This is a genomic window from Natronorubrum bangense (assembly GCF_004799645.1).
Taxonomy (GTDB): Archaea; Halobacteriota; Halobacteria; order Halobacteriales; family Natrialbaceae; genus Natronorubrum; species Natronorubrum bangense.
In genome coordinates this window covers 234406-260101 of sequence record NZ_CP031305.1, presented here as the reverse complement: position 1 = coordinate 260101, position 25696 = coordinate 234406, and the positions used below count along the sequence as shown (strand labels likewise).

Annotated in this window: 17 protein-coding genes; 4 read left to right on the top strand and 13 right to left on the bottom strand. The window is 63.2% G+C overall.

Annotated elements, in window-relative coordinates:
- Nucleotides 1-3: 3 nt before the first annotated feature.
- The 5 genes from gatB to DV706_RS01230 all read right to left on the bottom strand — a co-directional run bounded on the left by gatB (nt 4) and on the right by DV706_RS01230 (nt 9267).
- A complete protein-coding gene (gene gatB / locus DV706_RS01250; RefSeq protein WP_006067923.1) occupies nt 4-1500 on the bottom strand; it encodes an Asp-tRNA(Asn)/Glu-tRNA(Gln) amidotransferase subunit GatB in 1497 nt (498 codons plus the stop codon).
- 67 nt (nt 1501-1567) lie between these two features.
- Nucleotides 1568-2245, bottom strand: a complete 678-nt coding sequence (locus DV706_RS01245) for a LiaF transmembrane domain-containing protein (RefSeq protein ID WP_006067922.1) — start codon at nt 2243-2245, stop codon at nt 1568-1570.
- A gap of 78 nt (nt 2246-2323) precedes the next feature.
- Nucleotides 2324-5404 carry an FAD-binding and (Fe-S)-binding domain-containing protein gene (locus DV706_RS01240; protein ID WP_006067921.1) on the bottom strand — a complete coding sequence of 1027 codons (3081 nt, stop codon included), beginning with the start codon at nt 5402-5404 and terminating at the stop codon, nt 2324-2326.
- 86 nt (nt 5405-5490) lie between these two features.
- Nucleotides 5491-7248 carry an L-lactate permease gene (locus DV706_RS01235; protein ID WP_006067920.1) on the bottom strand — a complete coding sequence of 586 codons (1758 nt, stop codon included), beginning with the start codon at nt 7246-7248 and terminating at the stop codon, nt 5491-5493.
- Between the two features lie 240 nt (nt 7249-7488).
- On the bottom strand, nt 7489-9267 hold the full coding sequence (locus tag DV706_RS01230) for an L-lactate permease (RefSeq protein WP_006067919.1): 1779 nt from the start codon (nt 9265-9267) through the stop codon (nt 7489-7491).
- Between the two features lie 270 nt (nt 9268-9537).
- On the opposite strand from DV706_RS01230, the gene DV706_RS01225 reads away from it, so the two are divergent.
- Nucleotides 9538-10155, top strand: coding sequence for a helix-turn-helix transcriptional regulator (locus tag DV706_RS01225; RefSeq protein WP_006067918.1), 618 nt, complete (start codon nt 9538-9540; stop codon nt 10153-10155).
- A 187-nt stretch (nt 10156-10342) separates the two neighbouring features.
- Here DV706_RS01225 and DV706_RS01220 read toward each other — a convergent pair whose 3' ends face one another.
- Nucleotides 10343-12130, bottom strand: a complete 1788-nt coding sequence (locus tag DV706_RS01220) for an L-lactate permease (protein ID WP_006067917.1) — start codon at nt 12128-12130, stop codon at nt 10343-10345.
- A gap of 656 nt (nt 12131-12786) precedes the next feature.
- On the opposite strand from DV706_RS01220, the gene DV706_RS01215 reads away from it, so the two are divergent.
- Nucleotides 12787-13311 carry an LUD domain-containing protein gene (locus tag DV706_RS01215; protein WP_006067916.1) on the top strand — a complete coding sequence of 175 codons (525 nt, stop codon included), beginning with the start codon at nt 12787-12789 and terminating at the stop codon, nt 13309-13311.
- On the top strand, nt 13308-15536 hold the full coding sequence (locus tag DV706_RS01210; RefSeq protein WP_006067915.1) for an LUD domain-containing protein: 2229 nt from the start codon (nt 13308-13310) through the stop codon (nt 15534-15536). The genes DV706_RS01215 and DV706_RS01210 overlap by 4 nt, the downstream gene beginning before the upstream one ends.
- A 58-nt stretch (nt 15537-15594) precedes the next feature.
- Here DV706_RS01210 and DV706_RS01205 read toward each other — a convergent pair whose 3' ends face one another.
- The 4 genes from DV706_RS01205 to DV706_RS01190 all read right to left on the bottom strand — a co-directional run bounded on the left by DV706_RS01205 (nt 15595) and on the right by DV706_RS01190 (nt 20252).
- The gene (locus tag DV706_RS01205; RefSeq protein WP_006067914.1) at nt 15595-16083 is read right to left on the bottom strand and encodes a cupin domain-containing protein; all 489 of its coding nucleotides are present in this window, start codon (nt 16081-16083) and stop codon (nt 15595-15597) included.
- A gap of 203 nt (nt 16084-16286) precedes the next feature.
- Nucleotides 16287-17258, bottom strand: coding sequence for a deoxyhypusine synthase (locus DV706_RS01200; RefSeq protein ID WP_006067913.1), 972 nt, complete (start codon nt 17256-17258; stop codon nt 16287-16289).
- A 106-nt stretch (nt 17259-17364) separates the two neighbouring features.
- On the bottom strand, nt 17365-19392 hold the full coding sequence (locus DV706_RS01195; protein ID WP_006067912.1) for an AMP-binding protein: 2028 nt from the start codon (nt 19390-19392) through the stop codon (nt 17365-17367).
- 2 nt (nt 19393-19394) lie between these two features.
- A complete protein-coding gene (locus DV706_RS01190; protein WP_006067911.1) occupies nt 19395-20252 on the bottom strand; it encodes an SDR family NAD(P)-dependent oxidoreductase in 858 nt (285 codons plus the stop codon).
- A 247-nt stretch (nt 20253-20499) separates the two neighbouring features.
- Here DV706_RS01190 and DV706_RS01185 point away from each other — a divergent pair, with 247 nt between their 5' ends.
- Nucleotides 20500-21216: a helix-turn-helix domain-containing protein gene (locus DV706_RS01185; RefSeq protein ID WP_006067910.1), complete on the top strand. Its 717-nt coding sequence runs from the start codon at nt 20500-20502 to the stop codon at nt 21214-21216.
- Nucleotides 21217-21496: 280 nt separating this feature from the next.
- On the opposite strand, the gene DV706_RS01180 is transcribed toward DV706_RS01185, so the two are convergent.
- The 3 genes from DV706_RS01180 to thiC all read right to left on the bottom strand — a co-directional run bounded on the left by DV706_RS01180 (nt 21497) and on the right by thiC (nt 25472).
- Nucleotides 21497-22396 (bottom strand): PhzF family phenazine biosynthesis protein, encoded by a 900-nt coding sequence (locus tag DV706_RS01180; protein ID WP_006067909.1) that lies wholly within the window; start codon nt 22394-22396, stop codon nt 21497-21499.
- A 66-nt stretch (nt 22397-22462) separates the two neighbouring features.
- Nucleotides 22463-23815 carry an alpha/beta hydrolase gene (locus DV706_RS01175; protein ID WP_006067908.1) on the bottom strand — a complete coding sequence of 451 codons (1353 nt, stop codon included), beginning with the start codon at nt 23813-23815 and terminating at the stop codon, nt 22463-22465.
- A gap of 211 nt (nt 23816-24026) precedes the next feature.
- Nucleotides 24027-25472 (bottom strand): phosphomethylpyrimidine synthase ThiC, encoded by a 1446-nt coding sequence (thiC, locus tag DV706_RS01170; protein ID WP_006067907.1) that lies wholly within the window; start codon nt 25470-25472, stop codon nt 24027-24029.
- Between the last annotated feature and the right edge of the window lie 224 nt (nt 25473-25696).

The window sequence follows — 25696 nt, the reverse complement described above, 5'->3', positions numbered from 1 at the left end:
CGGTTACGCCTCGAGTTCGGCTCGCAACAGCTGGTTGACGTCGCCGGGGTCGGCGCTGCCGCCGGTCTTTTGCATGACCTGCCCGACAAGGAAGTTGATCGCACCATCGTCGCCCGATTCGTAGTCGTCGACGGCGTCGGGGTTTTCGTCGATCGCCTCAACGACCGCTTGCTGGACCTCATCCTCGCCGGTTTTGCCCAGTCCCTCTCTGTCGACGATCTCGTCGGGAGCATCCCCGTCGTCGAGCATCGATCGCAGCACGGTCTCGTGGGCGTTTTTCGCCGTAATCTCGTCGTCAGCAACGAGTTCGACGAGTCGCATGACGTCCTCGAGTCGGCCCTCGAGATCCGTAATTTCCATATCGCGGTAGTTGAGTTCGCCCAGCAGGTTGTCTGCAACCCACGTCGCCGCCAGATCGGGATCGAACTCGCCGGCGACGTCCTCGTAGAAGTCCGCGACCTGTTTCGTCGAGGTGAGCTTCGAGGCGGCTTCCTCACTCAGCCCATACTCCTCTTGGAATCGCTCGCGACGTGCCGTCGGGAGTTCAGGAATCGAAATTTCGTCTTTCCAGCCCGAGACGCGAAGCGGCGGCAGGTCGGCCTCCTCGAAGTAGCGGTAGTCTTTCTCCTCTTCTTTCGAGCGCATCGAGACCGTGATCCCCCGAGACTCGTCCCAGTGGCGGGTCTCTTGTTCGACCGCGCGTCCACGCTGGATCGCGTTCTTCTGTCGGGTCTCCTCGTAGGCCAAGGCCTTCTCTGCGCCCTTGTGACTCGAGATGTTCTTCACTTCGGTTCGGTTCGCCGCGGCGAGTGCCTCGTCGCTGATCTCGGTGACGTCGTCGCTTTCGATCTCGTCTTCGGGGATAATCGAGAGGTTGGCGTCGATCCGCAGGCTGCCGTCGCGCTCGGCGTCGAACACGCCGAGATACTCGAGCACTTCCTCGAGTTCGGCCAAGAAGGCCCGGACTTCGCCCGGACTGCGGAAGTCGGGTGCCGTGACGATCTCCATCAGTGGCGTGCCCGCGCGGTTGTAGTCGACGAGCGTGTAGTCGGCCGAATCGATGCCGCCACCGCCGCCGACGTGCTGGAGGCTGCCCGGGTCCTCCTCTAAGTGGGCGCGCTCGATCGTGACGGTTCGGCGCTGGCCCTCGACGCTGATCTCGAGGTCGCCGTCCTGACAGATCGGCTCGTCGTACTGGGTGATTTGGAAGTTCTTGGGCAGGTCGGGGTAGTAGTAGTTTTTCCGGTGGAAGCGGGTCTCTTCGGGGATGTCGGCGTCGATCGCCTTGCCGATCTTGACGGCGGCTTCGACGGCGGCCTCGTTGAGCACCGGCAACGCCCCCGGCAGGCCGAGACAGACCGGACAGACGTTCTCGTTCGGTTCGTCGGTCTGGTCGGTCGAACACCCACAGAAGATCTTCGTGTCGGTCTCCAGCTGAACGTGGACCTCGAGGCCGATGACGGTCACGAGGTCGCCCTGCTGGACGGTCTGGGCAGTCATTGCGCCACGATTCGGGCCGGGCCGGGTAAAACGTAACGGGACGGACTCGAGGGGCTGTCCGTCAGTCTCAATCGACGACGGTGATGCCACCGAACGCAGCGAACCCGGTGACGACGAGATCGACCGAATCGTGTTCTTCGGCCCGGCGTGGCCGCTCGTCCTCTGCACCGCCAAAGATCGGGAGGACGTCGACCTGGACGTTCCAGTCAGTCGGAACGCGGACGTCGACGCCGCCGAACACGGCCGTTGCGTTGACTCGAGCCGGTCGATCGGAGACGGTTGCATCACGAAGGTCGAGATCGACGCCGCCGAATACGGCCGTCAGCTCGCCGCCGACGAACCCATCGGTCGTCACGCGCCGGTCAGCACCACCGAACAGCCCGACCGCCGTCACGAACGCATCGCTGACCTCGTATGCCCGTGCCCGGTACTGACCGAGGATCACGGACAGGCCGAGTAAGACGATAAGCAGGGGCCAGAGCGCTTCGAAGTCACGCCATTCGACGACACCCAGCGTGGCGAGTTGCCAGCCGCCAGCGACGACGATGACGACCAGCGGGCCGGTGACGTTCCGGAGGCGGCTCGAGACGAGCGCGTAGAGACCGGCAATCACGAACAGTGACGGGACGAACTGGAGGAGCTGTGTCGTATCGTACACGCCAGTGGTGTCGAGTAACAGGAGGAGGCCGAGCAGTACGATGAACCCGCCGAGGAGTTCCTGGGCTGAAAGACGGCGTGAAGACATACATACAGACCAGACCAGTCAACTAAATAAAAACTCGGGAAGAACCGGCGACGAAACTCGCCCCGGCGCTGGTTCCGACTACCGTCGCCCGGCGAGTGCCGCGGCGACGACCTCGATCGGCGTCGGCGGCTTCTCGGTCGCACCGGGACGGTCCTCGAGTTGGGTCCGACAGGATGCGCCGGGAGCGACGACGCGCTCGGCCGTGCTGTCGTCGACCTGTTCGTAGAGGACCTCACCGATGGCCTTACTCATCGAGTAGTGTTCGACCTCGTAGCCAAAGGAGCCGGCCATTCCACAGCACGTCGAATCGAGCGGATCGACCGCGTAGCCGGCCCGTCGAAGAACGCCGACGGCGTGGTGGTCTTTCGCGTGGGCCTTCTGATGGCAGTGGCCGTGGTAGGCGAGGTGTTCGTCGGGGGCCGCGAACTCGATGTCGGCGTCGAGATCGAACTGATCGATGTACTCACAGACGCCGTAGGTGTTCGTGGCGACCGCCTCGACCTCCGGATGGTCGAACAGGTCGAGATAATCCGACTGGACCATGACGGCGTCGGAGGGCTCGATCAGGACGACGTCGTACCCGTCCTCGACGTACGGCAGGAGTTCGTGGACGGTGTCGGTCGCGTCCTCAGCGGCCTGACCGAGCAGCCCCTTCGAGTACGCTGGCCGACCGACATCGCGTGGGTCAGCAATCTCGACGTGGACGCCTGCGGCCTCGAGCACCGCGAGGGCGGCTTCTCCGGCCTCGGGATACTCGTGGTTGGTGTAGATGTCGGGAACGAGGACGACGCGGCGGTCGGCCTCGCGAGCGGGCACGGCGGGTCGGTGGTCCGCGACGCGTTTTGCAAACGTGTTGCGCTGGAACGTCGGCAGGTCGCGCTCGCGGGAGATCCCAAGCAACTTCTCGGTGAGGACGCCGCTGCCGGGCAGCTTCGCCATCCAGTTCGAGACGGGGGCCGTCGCAGAACCGAGCTTTGCGAGGGTCTCGAAGTTCGTGAAGAACTGATCGCGAAGCGAGACGCCGTTTCGCTTGTGATGTTCGTAGGTGAGTTCGGCTTTCAGCTTGGCCATATCGACCCCGCTCGGACAGTCGTGTTTACAGCCCTTACAGCCGATACAGAGGTCGAGCACCTCCTCGACGAACTCGTCGTCGAACTGTTCGTCTGGCTCGAGTTCGCCGCTCATCGCCTGTCGGAGCATGTTCGCCCGACCACGCGTCGAGAGGATCTCCTCGTCTTCGGCCCGGAAGGTCGGACACATCACGCCGCCGGTCGTGGACTGCTCGCCGCGACAGCCGCCACAGCCGTGACAGAGTTCGGTCATCCCCTGAAAGCCCTGGTCGTTGTCCCACTCGAGTGCTGGCTCGAAGCCGGCGTTGAACTCGTAGTCGGGGCCGAACCGGTGGTTTTTGGTCATATCGGTCGGGTCGTCGTCGCGGTAGACGACCTGCCCCGGATTGAGCAGCCAGTCGGGGTCGAACGCCGTTTTGAGCTCCTGGAACGTCTCCCAGACCGCCTCCCCGTACAGTTTGCGGTTCCACTGGGTGCGAGCGCGGCCGTCGCCGTGTTCGCCCGAGACGGAGCCGTCGTACTTGACGACGAGGTCGGTCACGGCGTCGGTGATCGACTCCATGTCCTCGAGACCCGCGTCGGTCTTCGTGTTCACCAGCGGGCGGATGTGGAGGACGCCCGGACCGGCGTGGGCGTAGAAGCTGGCGTAGGTGTCGTGGTCCTCGAGGACCTCCTGGAAGTCGGCGACGAACGCCCGAAGGTTTGCCGGCGGGATGCCGGTGTCTTCGATGAAGGCGACGTGTTTCTCGTCGGTCGTCCGCGAGAGCAAGATCGGGAGGCCGGATTTGCGCAGCTTCCAGATCTTCGCCCGACTGTCGGCGTCGTAGGCCTCAATGGCGTCGAACGCCAGCGTGTCCGCACCGGTGATCGTTCGCTCGTCCTCGTCGTCGGCCTCGCCCTCCGACTCGACGCTCGGACAGCGATCCGCGAGCAGGTTCGCGACCTTCCGTTTGCCGTCGTCGACGTCGTCAGCGTAGAACTCGACGATCAAGACCGCGGCCGTCCCGTCCGGAAGCATCTCGGTGACGGGCGCGAATTCGGGAGTGTCTCGTGCGAGGTCGATCATCACGTCGTCGAGCACTTCGACGGCGGCCGGATCGTGTTCGACGATGGGTTCGACGTCGTCCATCGCTTCGAGGACGCTGTCGTAGGCAAGCAACGCCATGCTCTTTTCCTCGGGGATCGTCTCGAGCGAGACGGTCGCCTCGGTGACGATCGCAAGCGTTCCCTCGCTGCCACAGAGCAGTTTCGCGAGGTTGATCGTCCCACCTTCGGAGTCGGGTTCGCCGATGCCGCGTTCGCCGCCGTAGGCGTCTTCGACGAGCCAGTCGAGATTGTAGCCCGAGACGTTCCGTTTCAGGTCGGGGTAGACGTCGTCGATGAGATCGCCCTGCTCCTCGAGAATTCGGGCGACTTCGGCGTAGATCGCCGACTCGAGGTCGTCACCGTCTGCGAGTTCCGGGACGTCCTCGAGGTCGACCTCGCCGAAGGTGGTGACGGTTCCATCGGCGAGCACGACTTCGACTTCCTCGACGTAGGCGTCGGTCTTGCCGTACTGCAGGGAGTGAGCACCCGTCGTGTTGTTGCCGATCGCGCCGCCGAGTGCGCTCTTGTCGCCCCACGCCGGGTCAGGGGCGAACTTCAGTTCGTGGGGCGCGAGCGCCTCGTTGAACGAACCGAGATAGATCCCCGTCTGTGCAGTTGCGCGCCGGGCGTCGGGATCGATGTCGACGACGTCGTCCATGTACGTCGTGAAATCGAGGACGACGGCTTCGTTGACCGTCTGGCCGGCGAGACTTGTCCCGCCACCGCGGGGGAGGACCGGAATTTCGTTGTCGGCACAGTAGGAGACGACACTCGCAACATCGTCGGTCGACGTCGGGAAGACAACGCCGATCGGTGTCACCTCGTAAATGCTCGCGTCGGTCGCATACAGCTGTCTCGAGTAGCTATCGAAGCGAACGTCGCCATCGACGCGGGCCTCGAGGTCTGCGAGCAGGTCGGGCCGTTCGATGTCGTCGCTCTGGTAGTTGTAGTTCGCTTCGGGATCGTCCGCTGGGTCGAGTCGGTTTGGTGGTGTTATCGTCATTGGTGTTGTCTCAGGCGTCCGTTAGCGTCAGTCGAACGCTTCGTGAGATGGGTATTGGGAGTCGATGCTTATACTGCCAGCGACGGTTAGAACACCGTCGGGAAGACGACGTAGGCGGCAATCGTCGTCAGGAGACCGCCCACGAACAGATAGTATGCGACGGGGATAAGGTTGAGTCGAACGATTCGGCCGGTCTTGCCGACCAGTCCGACCGTCGCGAGGGCGGCGATGACGTTGTGAATCGCGATCACGTTCCCGATCGCCGCGCCGATAGACTGTGCGCCGAGCATCAGCTGGGTTGGCAGTCCGAGGCTCTGGGCGACTTCGAACTGGAACGCACTGAAGGTGATGTTACTGACCGTGATCGAGCCAGCGATGAACGCACCGAGCGCGCCAACGGCCGGTGCGAACATCGGATAGGCGGGCCCGATCACTGCTGCGGTTGCATCCGCCAGGACGACGATCATGCTCCCGTCGGGGACGCCGGCGGCGGCTCCGTCCTCGAAGTGGGCGTCGGTCTCGAGCATGATTTCGACCATCGCGATGACGAACACGAGCGCGACCAGCGGCGAGACGATTTTGCTCCCGGCCTCGCGCCACGCACCAGCGGCCTCCTCGAGATCCATCCCGAACAGCGGGATGGCGATCAGCGCGCTGATGATGAGCCAGGTGCCGGGAACGTAGGCCCAGTCGATCGCCCCGCTGATTTCGGTTCCGAAAATCGAATTCCACTCGAGGAAGACGAGGTTGGTCTGGACGGTCGTTCCGAAGAGTTCGGCCACCTCTCCCTGCAGGAAGTCCGCGGCGGGTTCGACCACGCGGGTCCCGATCAGCAACACGACGAGAATCAGGTACGGCGACCACGCACGCAGCAGCGACATCGACTGCGTATCGGCCGTCGCCGTGTCCGTCTCGTCGCTTCCCGGCTCGATGGTCCCGACCCAGTGGTCGGGCCACTCGTCTTGTGGAGGGAACTCCCAGGTGGAGTCCGGTTCGAAGTAGCCCGCTTTGAGCGCGCCGACGACGATTGCGCCGCCGACCATCGCGCCGATGAGCGAGGGGAGTTCCGGGCCGATGAACCACGCCGACGCCCAGTAGGGGACGGCGAAGGCGACGCCGGCGAACAGACACAGCGGCGCGACGTCCCACAGCGGGGCGAGCGATCGCTCCTCGGTGTCGCCAAAGAAGTAGACGACCATTCCGACGGCGAACATCGGCATCAAGACGCCGAGAATGCCGTTGAACAGCGCCGCCCAGCCGCCGGCCGACGCGGCAAATTCGCCGACCGACATCCCGCCGGTGGCGATTACATCCTCGACGCTCCCGAGTGGTGCCTCGAAGCCGACGATGACCGGCGTGCCGACCGCGCCGAACACTGTCGCAACTGCGTGTCCGACCAGCGCCGCGACGACCGCAGCCAGCGCCGGGAACCCCAGCGCGAGCAACAGCGGCGCGACGACTGCCGCCGGCGTCCCGAAGCCAGCGACTCCCTCGATGAACGTCGCGAGGAAGAAGGCGAGCAGGACGACCTGCACGCGGCGATCCTCACTGATCGAGGCGAACCCGTCGTTGATTCGGTCGACCGCTCCCGATCGCATCAGTGTATACAACAATACGAGCGCGCCGAAGACGATCCAGAGGATCTCGATCGCCGCCATGCCGCCACGGATACTCGCCGCAACGATCCACTCGAACGGCATATCCCAGATCACGAACCCGACGATCGCAGCGACGAGCCACGCGACTGGCATCGACCGTGCGGCGGGCCACAACAGGCCGACCAGCAACACAGCGACGATAACGAGCGGTGCCAGTGCCGCTCCGACTTCGATCAGACCGGTCATAGCGGACCCGTTCCAGAAGATTCAATCCACTGAATTGTTCTCTCGTCGTCCCATCGAATGTGAGATGGCCGCATCGGTCGAGTCTCGAGGGGATCACCATGTATATTTATCGGAATTGTCGAGCACTCCCATGATTGTTGCATATATAATGAATATATGGGATGATTGCTGGCCATACATCCAGGGATGGTCGATTTAGTGTTCGTTCGGAGACAAGCGCGGAAACGTCGAAGCCACAGGTCAGAAGACATCTGGGAAGAGGACGTAGACGAAGAGTACGGTCCAGACGCCCACAAAGACGGTGTAGTATACGAGCGGAACGAGATTCACCCGGATCACGCGCCCCTCTTGGCCGACGAGGCCGACCGTTGCGAGCGCAGCGACGACGTTGTGGATCGCAACGAGGTTCCCGATCGCGCCGCCGACAGCTTGTGAGCCGACGGTGAGTTCCCGCGAGATGCCGAGGTTCTCCGCAGCGATGAACTGCAGCGGGCCGAACGTGATGTTGCTGACGGTGTTCGATCCCACGAGTGTGGCCCCGAGCGCGCCGATGAGCGCGGCGACGAACGGGTAGGCGGGCCCGAAGACGGTCGCGGTTGCCATCGCGAGGACGACGATCATGCTCTGGGGCGGTGCATCCGGATGGGCGGCCGACTGGAGCATGACCTGTGCCATTGCAAGGACGAACACCAGCGCGATCAGCGGCGTCACGAGCTTTCTGGCGGCCTCGAGGCAGGCGGTTGTCGCGTCCGATCGTTCCATATCGAACAGCACCATCGCCGCGAGCGCGCTGCCCAGCAGCCACATGCCGGGGACGTAGCCGAAGTCGATCTCGTTGCCGATTCTCGTCCCGAATATCTCGGCCCACTCGAGGGAGACGAGGCCGATCGTAAACTGGCCCACGCCGGTACTGATCGACCAGAGCGTCAACGACAGCTCTCGGCCGAGGATCGTCACCGTCTCTCCCTGTAACAGTGCCGGGAGCGGTTCCACCAGCCGAGTGACGACGAGCAATACGAGCAACAGGAGGTACGGCGTCCACGCACGAACGAGAGACATCCGTGGCTCGCTGGACAACACCGATCCGCGGTCGCCGGGCTGGATGTCGCCCAGCCAGTGGTCGGGCCACTCGGACTGGTCGGGAAACTCCCAGTCCTCGTCGGGAACGAAGTAGCCCGCCCGCAGCGCGCCGACGACGACCGTCGCGCCGACCATCGATCCGATCAGACTCGGAAACTCCGGCGTGACATACCAGGCCGAAAACCAGTACGGAACGCCGAACGCGACGCCTGCGAACAGACACAGCGGCGCGACCTCGAGTGCGGGCCTGATCGATCGGCGCTCGCCAAAGAAGTAGACGACCATCGCGACCGCGATGAACGGCATCAAGACGCCAACGAGCAGATGGTAGGTCGCCGCCCACGCTGCGACGTTGACCGAGAACTCCGCTGCAGTCACCCCCTCGCTTTCGAGCGCCGTTCTGATCCGGAAGACGCTATCCATCGGTTCCCGGATGCCGACGATGATCGGCGTCCCAACCGCGCCGTAGGTGACGGCGATGATGTGGCCGATCAGCGCTGCGATCACTGCCGCAAGCGCCGGGAAGCCGAGTCCCAGCAACAGCGGCGCGACGACGGCTGCCGGCGTCCCGAAGCCGGCGACGCCCTCGAGGAACGTCGCGAGGAAAAAGGCGACCAGAACCACTTGGATGCGGCGGTCCTCGCTGACCGTCGCGAAGCTCCGGTTGAGGGCATCGAACGCCCCCGCTAGCATCATCGTATACAAGAGCACGAGGGCACCGAAGACGATCCACAGGATCTGTATCGCGGTGAGGATTCCTTCGATCGTCGCCGCGGCGAGCCACGCTGGCGGCATGTTCCAGACAACGGCGGCGACGCCGATGGCAGCGAGCCACGCGATCGGCATCGCCCGTGTCGCCGGCCACAGCAATCCAACGAGCAAGACGCCGACGACGAGCAGGGGGAGGGCGGCGAACAGTACGTCTAGTTCCGATACCATACTCGTCAATTCGTCACACCGGTCTCACAGACGACTCCTACAGCGCCCCGCCGCTGGCGTTCCCCTGGCATCATGTCGTATGATATCTGTGTACATGTACCAGTTATAGTTGTCGGATCGGAACCCCCCACGGATATCGCACGATGATATAAACTGAGACCACAAACGTGTACTCCTCACGCGGGTATCCGACCGAATTCGGTATCATTTCCAGTTCCGACTCGGCTCGCGGGGCAAAAGCATTTACAGTCGACTGCACTGGTAGCGCGTATGGGTGCTGATCGAGAACGGAACGAACACGGGCAGTACACCGATCGAATCCCCCCGGAGGCCGCCCTCACTGTCTTCGAGGATCGGTCAGATTACGGTCGGCCGCTGACTGCTGACGACGTCATGGACGCGCTCGAGTGTTCCCGCCGAACCGCCCACAACAAACTGAATGAGCTCGTCGATCGCGGGACCCTCGAGACGCGCAAGGTGGGTGCTCGAGGACGGGTGTGGTGGATTCCGATCGAGACGCCACCGGAACGAGGACAGCCCGAGGTGGCGTCGCCGGCGGGAGAACGAACCAAGGGTGACGAGTCGTCCGCCGCCATCGAGACGGCGATCCGCACTGCCGACCTCCCAGGAACCGGGCAGTCGCTCGAGGCGCGCCGCGACGCGTTACGGGCAGCCTACGAGTACATCGTCGATCACCCGAGCGCGACCAAGTCGGAGTTCCTCGAACACGTCTATCCCGACCACCCAGCCGAGTTCGAGACGGCGGAAGGGTGGTGGAACGCGATTCAACCCGCGCTCAAGGAGTTGCCTGCCGTCGACCCGCCCGAAGAGCGAGGTCACATCTGGAACTTCCTCGGGGACGATCGGTTCACGCCAACGCTCGGCTGAGAACGCTGTTACACCGGCGCTGGCTTCCGTCCGTTCTCGACTCGCTACTCGTGGTCCGGGGCTGAATCCGGTTGGCGTTCGGTGCCGTGACGCGACAGCTCTCGCTCGGATTCACGCTCGAGCAAAAACAGTCTCAGGGTTCCTGCGGCAGCTGTTCAGTCAAAAAAAGACCGTTCGAAACCGGGCCCTAGAAGAGACCCGGGAAGAGGACGTAGCTGAACACCATTGCGACGATTCCGACCCCGACTGCGTAGTAGACGAGCGGGATCAGGTTCAACCGCATCACACGTCCCTCCTGGCCGACGAGGCCGACGGTCGCGAGCGCGGCAACCACGTTGTGGATCGCGACGAGGTTCCCGATCGCGCCGCCGACGGCCTGTGCGCCGACGATGAGCTGGGTCGGCAGCTCGAGCTGCGAGGCGGCCTCGAACTGGAACCCGCCGAAGGTGATATTCGACACCGTGTTCGAGCCGGCCATCGCGGCGCCGAGCGCGCCGATGAGCGCGGCGACGAACGGATAGGCGGGTCCGACGGCGTTTGCAGTCGCCTGTGCGAGGACGAAGATCATGCTTTCGACGCCCTCGGCGTGTGCACCGGACTGGAGCATCACCTGCACCATTGCGATGACGAACACCAGCGCGATGAACGGTGCGACGAGCTTCTCACCCGCTTCAGCCCAGGCGGCTTTCACCTGTGTGCCGGACATTCCGTACAGCGGGATCGCGATCAGTGCACAGAGAACCAGCCAGAAGCCGGGGACGTACACCCAGTCGATGCCACCGTCGAGACCGGTTCCAAAGATCCCTTCCCACGTCGTGGTGAACAGCAGTTGGTGGGCCGTGATCGTGGTTCCGGCGACCTCAACGGCCTCTCCCTGCAAGAACGCTGGAAGCGGATCGACGACTCGCGTGACGACGAGCAAGACGACCAGCAGAATGTACGGTGTCCAGGCGCGAAACAGCGACATCTGACTGGCGACGAGCCCGCCATCGGCGGTCGTCGCACCGTCATCGGCCCCCTGCTCGACGCCCGGAGCGCTTGCCTGTCCGGGTTCGATCGTGCCAACCCAGTGGGCCGGCCACTCCTCCCGGTCCGGAAAGTCCCACTCCTCGTCGGGGACGAAGTAGCCCGCTTTGAGCGCGCCGACGACGATTGCACCGCCGACCATCGCACCCATCAGGGCGGGGAACTCAGCACTGATCTGTGCCGACAGCCAGTAGGGGACCACGAACGCGATCCCCGAGAACAGCGCCAGCGGCGCGACGTCCCACGCCGGCTGGAGGCTACGCTCGTCCTGATCGCCGAAGAAGTAGACGACCATCCCGACGGCGAACAGCGGCATGACGAATCCGACGAGGGCGTGGTAGGTCGCTGCCCAGACCGCGACTTCGACCGAGTACGCCTGGACGGTAAACCCGGCGTCGGTGATCGCCGTATTGGTCGATTCCGTCGTTGCGAGCGGGTTCTCGATCCCGATGATGATCGGCGTCCCGACTGCGCCGTAGGTGACGGCGATGATGTGTCCGATCAGCGCCGCGATCACCGCCGCAAGCGCTGGGAATCCGAGTGCGAGCAACAGCGGGGCGACGACGGCGGCGGGCGTCCCGAACCCGGCTGCCCCCTCGATGAACGTCGCCAAGAAGAAGCCGAGCAGGATCACCTGCACGCGCCGGTCGTTGCTGATCTTCGCGAACCCTTCGTTGATGCGATCGAACGCGCCGGCCTGCATCAGCGTGTACAGGAGTAACAATGCGCCGAAGACGATCCAGAGAATCTGGATGGCCGTCATGACACCGACGATCGACGCCGCGGCGATCCAGTCAACCGGCATCCCCCAGATGAAAAAGCCGACCAGGACCGCGACGACCCAGGCGATTGGCATCGCCCGCGTTGCGGGCCACAAGAATCCGACGAGCAAGACGCCCGCGAGTACGAGCGGTATCGCCGCGAGCAGTACGTCGAGCGTGCTAACCATGTAACTCACCTCGGCGGTCCCGCCGCGGAGTCAGTGCCGAGCGATCAGTGCCGATGCCATGTGGAATTATATCTGGCATGGAGGGAGGACTGTTAAACCAGTATATATAATCTTCGACCGTTTGAGTCGTGCGCCCGACAGAACCGGTGTTTGAGACCTGTATTCCGCTATTTCCACCAACGTAATTAGTAAATAATAGTGAAAACGCCTGACTGCGCCACGACTGAGCGGAAACAGATGCGATGAGGGGCGTTCGGTTGGCGGCTTATCTGCCCTGTACAGTTGTGTATCCCGGCTCTGTCTGCTGGTTATTGAATTACTTTGTACAGTGTCTCCGATCGGATACTCACCGCCACCCACGATTTGGAGGGTAGCGAGAGAACCGACGATGACCTGTATACACGTGTGCATAGGAAAGTATACATGTGTGAAGAGGCCAGTACAGACAACTGTGATGGCTACGACGGTTGGTGCGCGCTTCCAAGACACATAGATTGACGGCGTACCTGTTAGGCCACGAATAGGTTCTGAGAGTGGCTCTTTCGTATCCGATATCGGCTGAAAGCGGCGGCATGTTCTGCTTCCGTCCACGGCGTGTCAGCCGACCAGCGTGAACGAACAGAACAATCAAATAGGCACGGTCGAAGAATCGTCTCATGAGCGCCGAGACAGGTTCGATCCGAAACCGGTTCGAAGCATCCCTTGCCGATCTCGACGTCCCTGTAACCAGGACGACTCCGGAAGCGTTCGAGTCGACACTCGAGACGATCGTTTCCGACCCCGTCGTCGGAACGCCACTGCCCTTCGAGGGCGTGTCGGTACCGTCGTGGGTCGACGACGAACCAACCCCGTCGACGCTCGAGGCGGCGACGACGAGTGTTACCGCGGCCTCGCTGGGAATCGCGGACTACGGCAGCGTCGTGTTGCCGTCGACGCCCGACGGCAGCGAGCAGGTGAGTCTCTTTCCGGACCTCCACGTCCCCGTGCTCCGGGAGGCGGATCTCGTCGCGGATATGTCGACGGCGATCGAACGGCTCGGTCCCCAACTCCGCGATGGCGGGAGCGCCATCGTCGCGACTGGCCCGAGCGCGACCGCCGATATGGGCGCACTCGTCAAGGGTGCTCACGGCCCGAAAGACGTCCACGTTCTCGTCCTCGAGAACGGCGGTGATGACGAATGAGCGGGAACGCACGCGAACAGAAGGCCGACCACATCCGTCATCTCCTCGAGACGGAAGGCGACGCCGTCGAGGCGAACACGCTCGGGTTCAACGACGGTCGCTACGAGTCGGTCGCCGACCTCGAGGATTACGAGGGGTTGAAAAGCGAGGCCCGTGCGATCAAAGAAGACGCCATCGAGCGACTGCCGGCGCTGATCGACGAGCTGACCGAGACTGTCGAAGCAAACGGCGGCACGGTGTATCTCGCCGACGACGCCGCCGACGCCAACCGATACATCCGCGAGGTCGCCAGCGAGAAAGAGGCCGAGCGACTCGTCAAATCGAAGTCGATGACCAGCGAGGAACTCGAGGTCAACGAGGCCCTCGAGGCCGACGGCGTCGACGTCGTCGAGACCGACCTCGGTGAGTGGGTCCTGCAGGTCGCAGACGAAGCGCCCTCCCATATCGTCGCGCCGGCGATTCACAAATCCAAAGACGAGATCGCTCGGCTGTTCAACGAGCAGTTCGACCCCGAGGAACCACTCGAGACTGCCGAAGAGCTGACGATGTTCGCTCGCGACCGGCTCGGCGAACTGATCGCCGACGCCGACATCGGCATGACCGGCGCGAACTTCATCACGGCCGACTCGGGCTCGCTCATGCTCGTGACGAGCGAGGGTAACGCTCGAAAGTCGGCTGTCGTCCCCGATACGCACGTCGCGGTCGCGGGCGTCGAGAAGATCGTCCCATCCGTCGAAGACCTCTCGCCGTTTATCGAACTGATCGGCCGCTCGGGAACGGGCCAGGACATCACCTCCTACATTTCGTTGCTGACGCCGCCGGTCGACTCGCCGGTCGTCGATCCCGACGACCCCGACGTCGCCTTCGCCGACCGTGACGATGACCGCGACTTTCACCTCGTGTTGATCGACAACGGCCGCATGGCGATGCGCGAGGACGACCAACTCAAGGAGACGCTGTACTGCATCCGGTGTTCGGCGTGTGCGAACACCTGTGGAAACTTCCAGTCCGTCGGCGGCCACGCCTTCGGCGGCGAGACCTATACGGGTGGGATCGCGACCGGCTGGGAAGCCGGCGTCCACAGCCAGGAGAGCGCTGCCGAGTTCAACGACCTCTGTACGGGCTGTTCGCGGTGTGTCGAGGCCTGTCCAGTCGAGATCGATATCCCGTGGATCAACACCGTCGTCAGGGACCGCATCAACCGCGAGGGCGACGATGGTCGCTTCGAGTTCGTCTACGACGAACTGGTTCCCGACGAAGAAGCGACGGGAACCATTGACCTCCAGAAACGGCTCTTTGGCAACTACGAGACGCTGGCGAAACTGGGCTCGGCGACCGCGCCGCTTTCGAACTGGACCGCCGGCCTTGAGCCCGTCAGATCCCTCCTCGAGCGAACCGCCGGCATCGACCGTCGTCGCGCGCTACCCGCGTTCGAACGCGAGACGCTCGTCGACTGGTTCGAGGCGCGCGGCCCGCGCGTGTCCGCCGCCGACGCCGAACGCGAAGCCGTCCTCTACCCCGACACCTACACGAACTACATCGACGTCGACCGCGGGAAGGCCGCCGTCCGCGTCCTCGAGGCCATGGACGTCCACGTCCGGATTCCAGCGGTCAGCGAAAGCGGCCGCGCACCGCTCTCACAGGGGATGATCGCGACCGCCGACGCGAAGGCAAGTCGCGTCTACGCCGCGCTGGCCGAACACCTCGATGCCGGCCGCGATATCGTCGTCATCGAGCCGAGCGATCTGGCGATGTTCCACCGCGAGTACGAGAAGCTCCTCCCCGAGGCCTCGTTCGAGCGCCTCCGTGCGGGCAGCTACGAGGTCATCGAGTACGTCTACGGCTGCCTCGAGAACGGAGCCAACGGGGCCCGACTGCGAACCGGCGACGGCGGGCCGGCGATCGCCTACCACTCCCACTGCCAGCAGCGGACGATGGGCGTCGATCGCTACACGCGGGCCGTCTTCGAAGCCCTCAACTACGACGTTCTCGAGAGCGATGTCGAGTGCTGTGGGATGGCCGGCTCGTTCGGATATAAACAGGAGTACTACGAGCTGAGCATGGACGTCGGCGACCGACTCGCCGAGCAGTTCAGCGCACCCGAGGCGAAGAACCGACTGGTCGTCGCCAGCGGCACCTCGTGTGAGGACCAACTCGAGGACTTGCTCGAGCGCGACGCGTCCCATCCGGTCGAAGTGCTCGATCCGCGCTCGCGGCTTCGCTGACGGTCGTCGATAGCGTCGAATAAAAACGGGATCGGTCGGCGGGTGAACGGCCCACTCGCTACTCGTCTCGTGGTTCGTCGGCCGCAGCGGGTTCGATTGTCATCTCCGCCGTTCCGAACGGCTCGAGTGGCTCCTCGAACGTTGCAGTCAGTGCTGTGTTCGGGAAGAACCCGATGACATGAGCCGTTTCCTCGCCGACGTTCGCGAGTCCGTGCGGTTCCATCTCGGGGACGACCGCACACTGGCCCGCCTCGAGAGAGATCGTCTCGTCGCCGATCGTCGCCTCGAGTTCTCCGGCCGTCGCCACGAGGAGTTCCTCGTGGCTATCCCGGTGGCTGGGGAGATGGTTGCCAGGTTCGAGTTCGATACAGACGAGCATCGATTCTTCCGCGCCGGCGTCGGTCCCGTTTGGCATCCCGGGCGTCAGCGGGAAGTATGCGCGTAGCTCGGCGCGTTCGTCGCCTTCTTGATTCACATCGGCCCCTTCGAACTGGTCGAGGTCGATGGCTCGAGCTGCTTCCGGTTGTTTCCGTGCTGTTGTTGCCATGTGCTCTCACCGTGGTGATTTCGGGTCGTCACGCGGCGGCATGAAAAGTGCCAACTCGATGCGAGGCGGCCTGAATCAAGTACGCAAACGCGTGCTTAGAACATAACGATTTTTCACGCCGATGGGAGAGACCGATTCGGCGACAGGACGCCGACCTGGTCGCTTCTCGCCGCCTATCGCGTCTTCGAGTGGCTCAAGCGGCGTCAGTTAAACGCAGCGGCCACAAGCAGCGGGAAGACCAGCGTCGCCTCCGCTTCGATCTGGGTGTAGTTCGTCTCGGCTTCCTTGATCTTGCCCCACGAGACGGCCTCGTTCGGCGGGGCACCCGACAGCGAGCCGTCGCCTTCCATCCCCGTCGAAATGTAGACGACGTAGTCCGCGCCGCCACGGAAGAGGTTCGTCATGATTGCGTGATGTTTCGGGACGCCGCCGCCGACGGCGATGAGGCCGGTCGTATCGGAGAGCAGGCCGTCCTCGATCAGCGAGTCGTAGTCGTCTAAGATCTCGATGCCGACCTCCGAGTCGTACCCCTGTCGGTAGTAGTAGAGGAAGTTCCCGACTTCGGCGTCGGTCAGCGCCGGACAGTACACCGGCACGTCGTTGTCTGCGGCCTGTTTCAGGACCGAATCCTCGTCGTCGAGGGTCTCGCCGAGTTCGCGGGCGAACGCCGTCGGCGTTCGGACCTTCTCCTCCGCGAAGAAGTCGTCGAAGAAGTCATAGAGGTACTCCTCGAGCCAGACGTACCGGTCGGAGGGGACGAAGATGTTCCCGAGGCGGTTGATGCCGCGTTCGCGGAGTTCGGCCTCGTCTGCATCCCACTCGCCCATCTTGAACGGTTTTTCCGTTTTGATGACGTCCTCGGTCAGCGAGCCGGAGGTGGTGATCAACACGTCGACGTACCCCTTCCGGATGAGCGCGGCGACGACCTCGCGCAGCCCCGAGGAGATGATGTTCGAGGTGCACGTCAGGTAGATCGTCGCGTCCTCGTCTTGCATTCGCTCGGCGATATCGATCGCCTCCGCGAGCTGTGTGGCCTGAAAGCCAGTCGTCGCGTAGGACTCGAGTAACTCGCCGAAATCGAACTCACCGCGGAAGTCGTAGCCACGAACGTCGTCCGTCGACAGCGCCTCGTCGCTGCCCGGGACGACGTGGTCGTGGGACTCGTCGTCGGTCATATCCCTAGCTACCCGAGCAGGGCTTTGAATTGCTCGGGATCGATCGCGGCGTGTGGCCAGGTACCAGCTATCAGGGGCCGAGTACCACAATCGCACTTCGAGTCGCCTACCTCGCGTCCTCGAGGTTCTCGAGGGCGTCGGGGTTCTCGATACTGCTCATGTCGCCGAGGTCCTCGCCCGTATACGTGGCCTCGATGGCTCGGCGGATAATCTTGCCCGACTGGGTTTTGGGGAACTCGTCGACGAACAGCACTTCACGCGGCCGGAACGGCTTTCCGAGTTCCTCGCCGACCTGTGCGCGCAGTTCCCCACGGAGGTCGTCCGTTTCCTCGACGCCGTCCTCGAGGACGACGTAGGTGACGACAGCAGTGCCGGTGGTGTCGTCGGGAGCCCCGATCGCGGCGGCCTGATTGACCGACTCGTGGTCGATGAGTGCGCCTTCGACCTCCGCCGGGCCGACTTTCCGGCCTGCCACGTTCAGCGCGTCGTCGGCCCGACCGTGGAGGAACCAGAAGCCGTCGTCGTCCTTTTGGGCCCAGTCACCGTGATTCCACATGTCCTCGAACCGCGACCAGTACTCATCGAGGTAACGCTCGTCGCCCGACCACAGCGACTTGGTCATCGAGGGACAGGAGTCGCGTGCGACGAGGTAGCCGCGTTCGTGGTCTTCTCTGACGGATTCGCCCGTCGCGTCGACGATGTCGATGTCCATGCCGAGACCGGGGCCGCCGAGCGTACAGGGTTTCAGCGGCTCGGTCGGCATCGGCATCAGGAAACAGCCACAGATCTCAGTGCCGCCGGAGATGTTGATGATCGGTGCCTCGCTGCCACCGACGTTCTCGTAGAACCACTGCCACGATTCGGGGTCCCACGGCTCGCCTGTCGAGCCGAGTAGACGCAGCGAGGAGAGGTCGTGTCCCTCGAGCCAGTCGTCGCCGTGTTTTCGCAGCGCTCGAATCGCGGTCGGCGAGATGCCGAACTGAGTGAGCTTGTGGCGGTCGATGATCTCCCAGAATCGATCCGGCTCGGGGTGGTCGGGTGCGCCCTCGTACATGAAGACCGTGCCGCCGAAGCTGTGCGTGCCGATGAGCGTCCACGGCCCCATCATCCAGCCGATGTCGGAGACCCAGAAGAACCGATCCGACGGCTTGAGATCGAAGCCGAAATGCAGCTCTTTAGCACACTGCATCTGCACGCCTGCATGGGTGTGGACGATGCCTTTGGGTTTGCCCGTGGTGCCCGACGAGTACAGCAGCATCGACTCCTGACTCGAGTCGAGCGATTTGCTCTCGTAGTCGTCGTCCTGGGATTCGACGGCGTCGGCCCACCACTTGTCGCGGTCGTCGTCCCACGGAACGTCGTGTCCCGAGCTAGCGTCGCTCGCGCCAAGCCTGTCGAAAACGATCGTCTCCTCGACGTAGCCGGCTTCCTCGATCGCCTCGTCAGCAGCGCCCTTGAGATAGACCGGGCTGCCGCGGCGATAAAAGCCGTCGCCCGTAAAGAGCACCGAACACTCCGAATCCGAGATCCGGGTCGCGGCCGCGTCGACGCCGAAGCCCGAGAAGATGGGCACGGCGATCGCGCCGACTTTGAAACAGCCGTAGAGAATCGAGACGACCTCGGGCACCATCGGCATGTAGAGGCCGACCGTATCGCCCGTCTCGATGCCGCGTTCCTCGAGGGCGTTTGCGACCTGATTCGACTGGCGGTGGAGTTCGTGGTAGGTTATCTCTCGGATCTCGCCGTTTTCGCCCTCCCAGATGGTGGCGACCTTGTTTCGTCGCTCGTTGTCAAGGGCGGCGTGGCGATCGACGACGTTGTGGGCGACGTTGAGTTCGCCGCCAGGATACCAGTCGGTGAACTGGGGCCCCTCGCTGTCGTCTCGCACCGTGTCGTACTCCTCGTAGAACTCGATACCGAGATAGTCGACGAGTTCGTCCCAGAACCAGTCGATGCCTGAGTCCTCGACGCCCTCGAGATCGGTCGTCGTGCGTTCGATGAGTTGGTCGTAGCTGTCGATCCCATACGTCTCCATGAACGCGGCGACGTTGGTCGATTCGACGAACGCCTCGCTGGGTTCGTGAACGATCTCGTCGACATCCTCGAGACTTGGATCGGTTGTGTTCTCAGTCATTGTCACTCGTAGGTTAGAGTCATGCCCCCATCAAACAACAGGTCCCCGCCGTCGAGATGTCGGCCGAGATCAGAAAAGCCGAACAGGAAGAGATTGGCGACGTCGATCGGCTCCATCATCTCCGTGACGCGGGATTGACCAAGCATGACGTCTTCGATCACCTCGTCGACGGAGATGCCACGCTGTTCGGCGGTGTCCTCGAGCTGGTTCATCACCAGCGGCGTCTTCACGTAGCCGGTACTGACCGAGTACGCGCGGATCTCGCCCTCGCCTTCGGCCGCGATCGACTGGGTGAGCCCCCGCAGTCCGAACTTCGAGACGTTGTAGCCAACCTTGTCGCTGGTCACGTAGTGGCCGTGGATCGAGCCCATGTTCCCCACGCAGCCCTGTCCGTCCGCAGTCTCCCGAAAGTGTGGAATACAGAGCTTCGAGAGATACAGCGGCGCCCGAAGCATGATCTGGTGCATACGATCGTAGGTGTCCATCGGGAACGCTTCGATCGAGTCGATGTGTTGCATCCCGGCGATGTTTGCAAGATACTTGAGATCGCCCAACTGCGCTGCCTCCTCGACGATCCGCTCGAGATCGTCATCGCTGGTCAGATCGCCGACGATCGACGTAATCGACCCCTCGAGGTCGAGTTCTTCGCCGCGGTCGATCGTCCCCTCGAGGCCCTCGGCGTCGATATCGGTCGCCGCGACGGTGAGTCCGTTGCCGGCGGCGGCGAGTGCGGTCGCCCGGCCGATTCCCGAGCCAGCCCCCGTTACGAGACAGACGTTTCGATCGGTAAACGAGTCGTCGTCAATCGACTGAATGTCCTCGCGCGTCACTGTTGGTGGTGCAACTGCTGTTTCAGACATGTCGTGTACTGGCTGTACGTTCTCCCGAACCATGCTAAAACACAGCCGTTAACATATCAAACGGAGCCCCGAGGATGGGGCAGAATCGGTCCTCGGATGCGTCTCCAGTCGGGGACACTCCTTTTAGCTGATTTAAAATTCCATCGCTCACAAATTTCCGAATCAACGTTTCCGATAGTGTCTCTCAGCCGATAACGCCATAATTAGTAGCAAGTATTAATACCTTGTATGTGTCTTGATAGCTAGTATGATCGATCTCGATATCGACATGCGGCAGTACGACTGTCCGTTTATCGATACGACCGACGACGTCGATATCGCCTTCTCGGCCGTCCAGTGGCAACTCGATACCGATGATAAGCGACTCGAGACACGGCTGATCGCGAAAGGCTCGTCGACAGGCACGCTTGAAGCAGGGCTCCACGAACTTCGCGACCACCCGAACATGCGAGAGTGTTACATCCTCTCGAAGCGTGACAACGTCGCCGAAATCGGAACGACGATCGAAGAGACGAACGCGATGCGGACGATCCAGCAAAACGGTGGCTACATCACCGGCCCGTTCCGGATCGAGGACGGCCGGGAACACTGGCACGTCGGCTTCGATGATGACCGCGACGAAGATCACGCACTCGCCGAACTCGAGCGCCACAACGAGTTCACTGTCGAAGATCGCGACCAGGTCGGCCCGACGGCGCTGTTTGACCTGCTCGAAAACTCCGACAGCGCGCTTCGGCTGCTCGAGGGCTGTCGGTCACTCACCGAGACCGAACGCGAGACGTTCGAAGCTGCGTCCCGGAACGGCTACTATGAGACCCCACGCGAGACAACACTCGACGAACTGGCGACTCACTTCGATATTTCGAAGACGGCCGTCTCCATGAACTTACGGCGGAGTGAACGGAAGGTCCTGAAAGCGGCACTGACCGCGCTCGAGGAGATGGACGGAACACAACAGCTCTGACAGTGGTGACGTCGGATCCGTTCTGCGCAGTCTATCCGTTCGCCGAACCGTCGATAACACAGCGACAGTACTGACTCTCCCGCTGGCGGCGAGTCTACTGTCGACGGGACCGACACTGACTTACTCGAGTGAATCGCCTCGGTATTAAGCCCCGGGGCATTCGCCTCGAGCGCCTGTGAAATCGATCCGACTCCGGCTCAGACGGTCTGCTGTCCCTGTGTCCCGGCGCGACCGAACGCGGGTTCGCGACTGCGCCGGCACTGACGGACAGCAGTCCGTATCAGGCCTCGATAATCTCCTCCTCGTCGTCTGCGGGAACGACGAGCGAGCCGTCGAGAACGGTCACACCTCGACCGCCGATCTGGACATCACCGTCGACGCGAACGCGAACCAGTCCCGGTCGGTCGACGTAGTGGCCCTGCTCGAGACGGAGTTCGTCTGGGAAATCGTCGTCGAACGCGCCGAAGTGATCGAGATACGCACCGACGGCACCGCTTGCGGTTCCGGTAACTGGATCTTCGGGTACGCCGGCTCCGGGTGCGAACATCCGCCCGTGTAGCGTCGACTCTCGCTCGAGGGCGTCGAACGTGAACAGATAGATGCCGGTCACGTCGAGCGCGTCGGTCAGCGCTTCGACTGCCGTCACCTCCGGGTCGGCAGTCCCGACATCGGAGAGATACGTGATCGGGGCGATTAGAAACGGGAGTCCGGTCGAAGCCACTGCCAGCGGAATATCGTCGCTTGCGCCTTCGAGCGCAGCCTGATCGACACCAAGCGCATCGGCAACGCGGTCGTAGCCGACGTCGACCTCGCGCACCTGCGGGCGATCCTGTGTCATCCAGACCGTGCCGTCGTCCTCGAGGTCGATCTCGAGGTCGCCGACGTTCGTCTCGAGCGTCGAACTGCCCGGTTCGAGCCCCTCGTCGTGGAGATGTGCAAACGAACCGATGGTCGCGTGTCCACAGAGATCGACCTCCTGGGTCGGTGTGAAGTAGCGAATCCGCCGGTCGGCGCGCTCGCTCGAGCGCACGAACGCCGTTTCGCTAACGCCCATCTCGGCGGCGATCGACTGCATCTGTGACTCCGAGAGGCCGTCTGCGTTGGGGACGACACCCGCCGGGTTTCCGGTTAGCGGTTCGTCGGTGAACGCGTCGACCTGCAAGACTCGAGTCGTCTTCATACGCCATCGGTCGGCCGAGTGACGTATCAATCCTCGGTCGTCGACTCCCTCGAACCGACAGGCGGCTCACAGCTCGTCAATCCACGCCACGATATCGTCGACGACGCGCTCGTCGGCGTTGTTCTGAAGGTCGTACTCGAAGGGGACCACCGGCCCCTCGCCAGGCATGAACGCGTGGTTGAGGCCGTCGTAGACCTCGACGCTCGAGTCCCCCTCGAGTTCGGACGCCCAGCGCTCGAGGTCGTCTTCGACGGTGGCTCGCGTGTCGCGGTCGCCCTGTAAGAAGTACGTGGGAACCTCGAGGCTACTGGCGACCGCGACCTGATCGTACTCTGCGAGGCTGTTCCACAGCGAGCCGTAGTAGCCGACGAGGAGGTCGTCGGCGTCGTACTCGCCCTCGGTGATCCGGTCGATCTGGTCGCTCCACTCGTCGACGCGCTCCGCTCGCGTCTCCCACTCGTAGTCGCCGACCGTCGCCTGGTGTTCGGCCTGCTCGAGGACGACCTCGGCGAACGACCGTGCCGGCGCGGCCAAGCCGATGACGCCGGCGAGGCCGCCGTCTCGGTCTGCGATTCTGGGCGCTGCCAATCCACCGAGACCGTGGCCGACGACGACGAGCCGATCCGCGTCGACGCCGTCGACGTCCCGGAGTTCGTCGGCCGCGGCGAGCGCGTCGTCGACGGCGACGTTGTCGATGCCGTACTCGTCGTCCTCAAGCTCACACTCGAGGGTCCGTTTATTGTACCGAACGGTCGCGATATCCCGCGTCGCAAGGCCCTCCGCGAGGTCTCTGAACAGCTGCGTCGCTCTCGTCTCGCTGTCCATCGTGACCCGACCGGCGTCGTGGACGAGGACGACGCCCGGAACCTCGCCCTCGGCGTCGGCCGGCGTCGTAACGAGCCCCGACAGTGAGCAGCCGTCCATCTCGGTCTCGAGCGTTACCTCCGTCTCGGAGACGGCGTCTGGATCGACGTACGCTGGCCGTTCATACTCGTCGCCGGGTATGTACTCCCCGTACTGGTACTCCTCGTTCATCGCGAGGAGGAGGTCGTGGTCGCCGCGTTCGAACGCCATCGAGACGCGGGCCGTGTACGTCCCCTCTCGTTCCGTCACCGACGTGTCGACGATCTCCTCGAACTCGCTGCCAATGGCCGTATATCCCATCCAGGTCTGCTCGAGTTGACCGAGCGAGGCGTACTGCGATTTCATCTCGGGGACGAACTGCTCGCGAATGTCCTCGAAGCGGCCGTTCGCGAGGTCGTCGACGAACGTGGCCGCCGCGTCCTCGAGTTTGTCCGTGTCGACGTCCTCGCCCTCCTCGTCGGTGTCGCTGGAGAGTAGGTCAGTGCAGCCAGCCAGTGCCGCCGCTGTCGTCGTCGAGATCGCCGTCAGTGCGGTGCGTCGTCGAAGAGGAGCCATAGATGGTGGTGACTATCACGATATCCTATAAGAATCCGGGACTGCGTTCACACGAACTGATAGAGAACACGGCCCGATGGACGTGGTCCGAACCACGCGTTCGCCGATAGCTCACCACCCCAAACGGCACAATAGCCGCTGAACGCCACTGCACACCTGATCGCCCAACAGCTCTGTGCGATCGGTGTGTACCTCGGTACAGCAGACTGTCTCAGTCGTCACCCGTCGTCTCAGTCACCTGCTCGCGACCGTCGTCCTCGAGCGACGGCCGATCGCCGGTGTCGTGGGTTCCGACCGGCGGGAGGTTGACCGCCGCAGCGGGCGAGGCCTCGAGGTTGGTCGTCGACTCGAGTCGGTCCATCTCGCCGTCCGCGCGGTCGCGAGCGTCCTGGTCGATCCGCATCGAGCAGAACTCGACGCCACACATTGAGCAGAAACGGGCGTCTTTGTAGTTGTCTTCGGGCAGCGTCTGGTCGTGATACTCGCGGGCGCGGTCGGGATCGAGCGCGAGTCGGAACTGCTCGCGCCAGTCGAACGCATAGCGGGCCTCGGAGAGGGCGTCGTCCCAGTCTCGAGCGCCGGGACGACCGCTCCCCACGTCGCCTGCGTGGGCGGCGATCCGGTAGGCGACGAGTCCGTCGCGGACGTCGTCCTCGTCAGGGAGGCCGAGATGTTCTTTCGGGGTGACATAACACAGCATCGCCGCGCCAGCCTGGGCCGCCATTGCGGCACCGATGGCGCTCGTGATGTGGTCGTAGCCGGGCGCAATATCGGTCACCAGCGGGCCGAGTACATAGAAGGGCGCGCCGTCACAGACCTCCTGCTGGCGTTCGACGGTCTCGGCGACCTTGTCCATCGGGACGTGGCCCGGTCCTTCGACCATCACCTGCACGTCGTGGGCCCAGGCGCGCCGGGTCAACTCGCCGAGCGTGTCGAGTTCGGCGTGCTGGGCCTCGTCGCAGGCGTCGGCCAACGAGCCCGGCCGCAGGCTGTCGCCGAGACTGAACGTGACGTCGTGGGCGGCGAATATCCTGCAGAGCTCGTCGTAGACCTGGAACAGCGGATTCTGCTCGCCGTGGGCTTCCATCCACGTCGCCATGATCGAACCGCCACGGGAGACGATGCCCGTCTTCCGACCGTCGGTCAACGGCAGGTGTTCCGCCAGAATCCCCGCGTGGATGGTCATGTAGTCGACGCCCTGCTCGGCTTGCTTTTCGATGATCTCGAGCAACAGATCAGTCGTGATATCCTCGGGACTCCCCGCCTGCTTGACGGCCTCGTACAGCGGCACCGTTCCGATCGGCACCGGCGAGTGTTCGATGTGGGTCTCGCGAATGTCGTCGAGATCGCTGCCGGTGCCGAGATCCATCACCGTATCCGCACCGTAGTGGACCGCCGTGTGAAGTTTCTCGAGTTCTTCCTCGAGGTTGCTGGTCGTCTCGCTGTTACCGATGTTCGCGTTGACTTTCGTCGCGAACTCGCGGCCGATGATCATCGGATCAAGCGCCTCGTGATGGGTATTCGCTGGAATTACGGCTTGTCCGTCGGCGACCTGCTCCCGGACAAACTCCGGATCGCGGTTCTCACGGTCGGCGACGCGTGCCATTGCCTCGGTGATCGTTCCCTCACGGGCGGCTTCGAGCTGGGTTTGCACCATTAACAACTAGGTTGTATTACTGGATCATATAGTGCTTGTGTTGCGCGTCTCACGTCGGCACACCGTCGCCTCGAGCAACGGGATCGGTTGCTGAGCGCGGTTTCATACGGACTGCTGTCGTCACGTCCCGCCGATCACTGACTCCGCCGCTGGCGATCGGCGGTAAAACGGTACAGCAGACCGTATCAGCCCACTTATGAGGGTCGCGTCCCCTCACTCGAGTA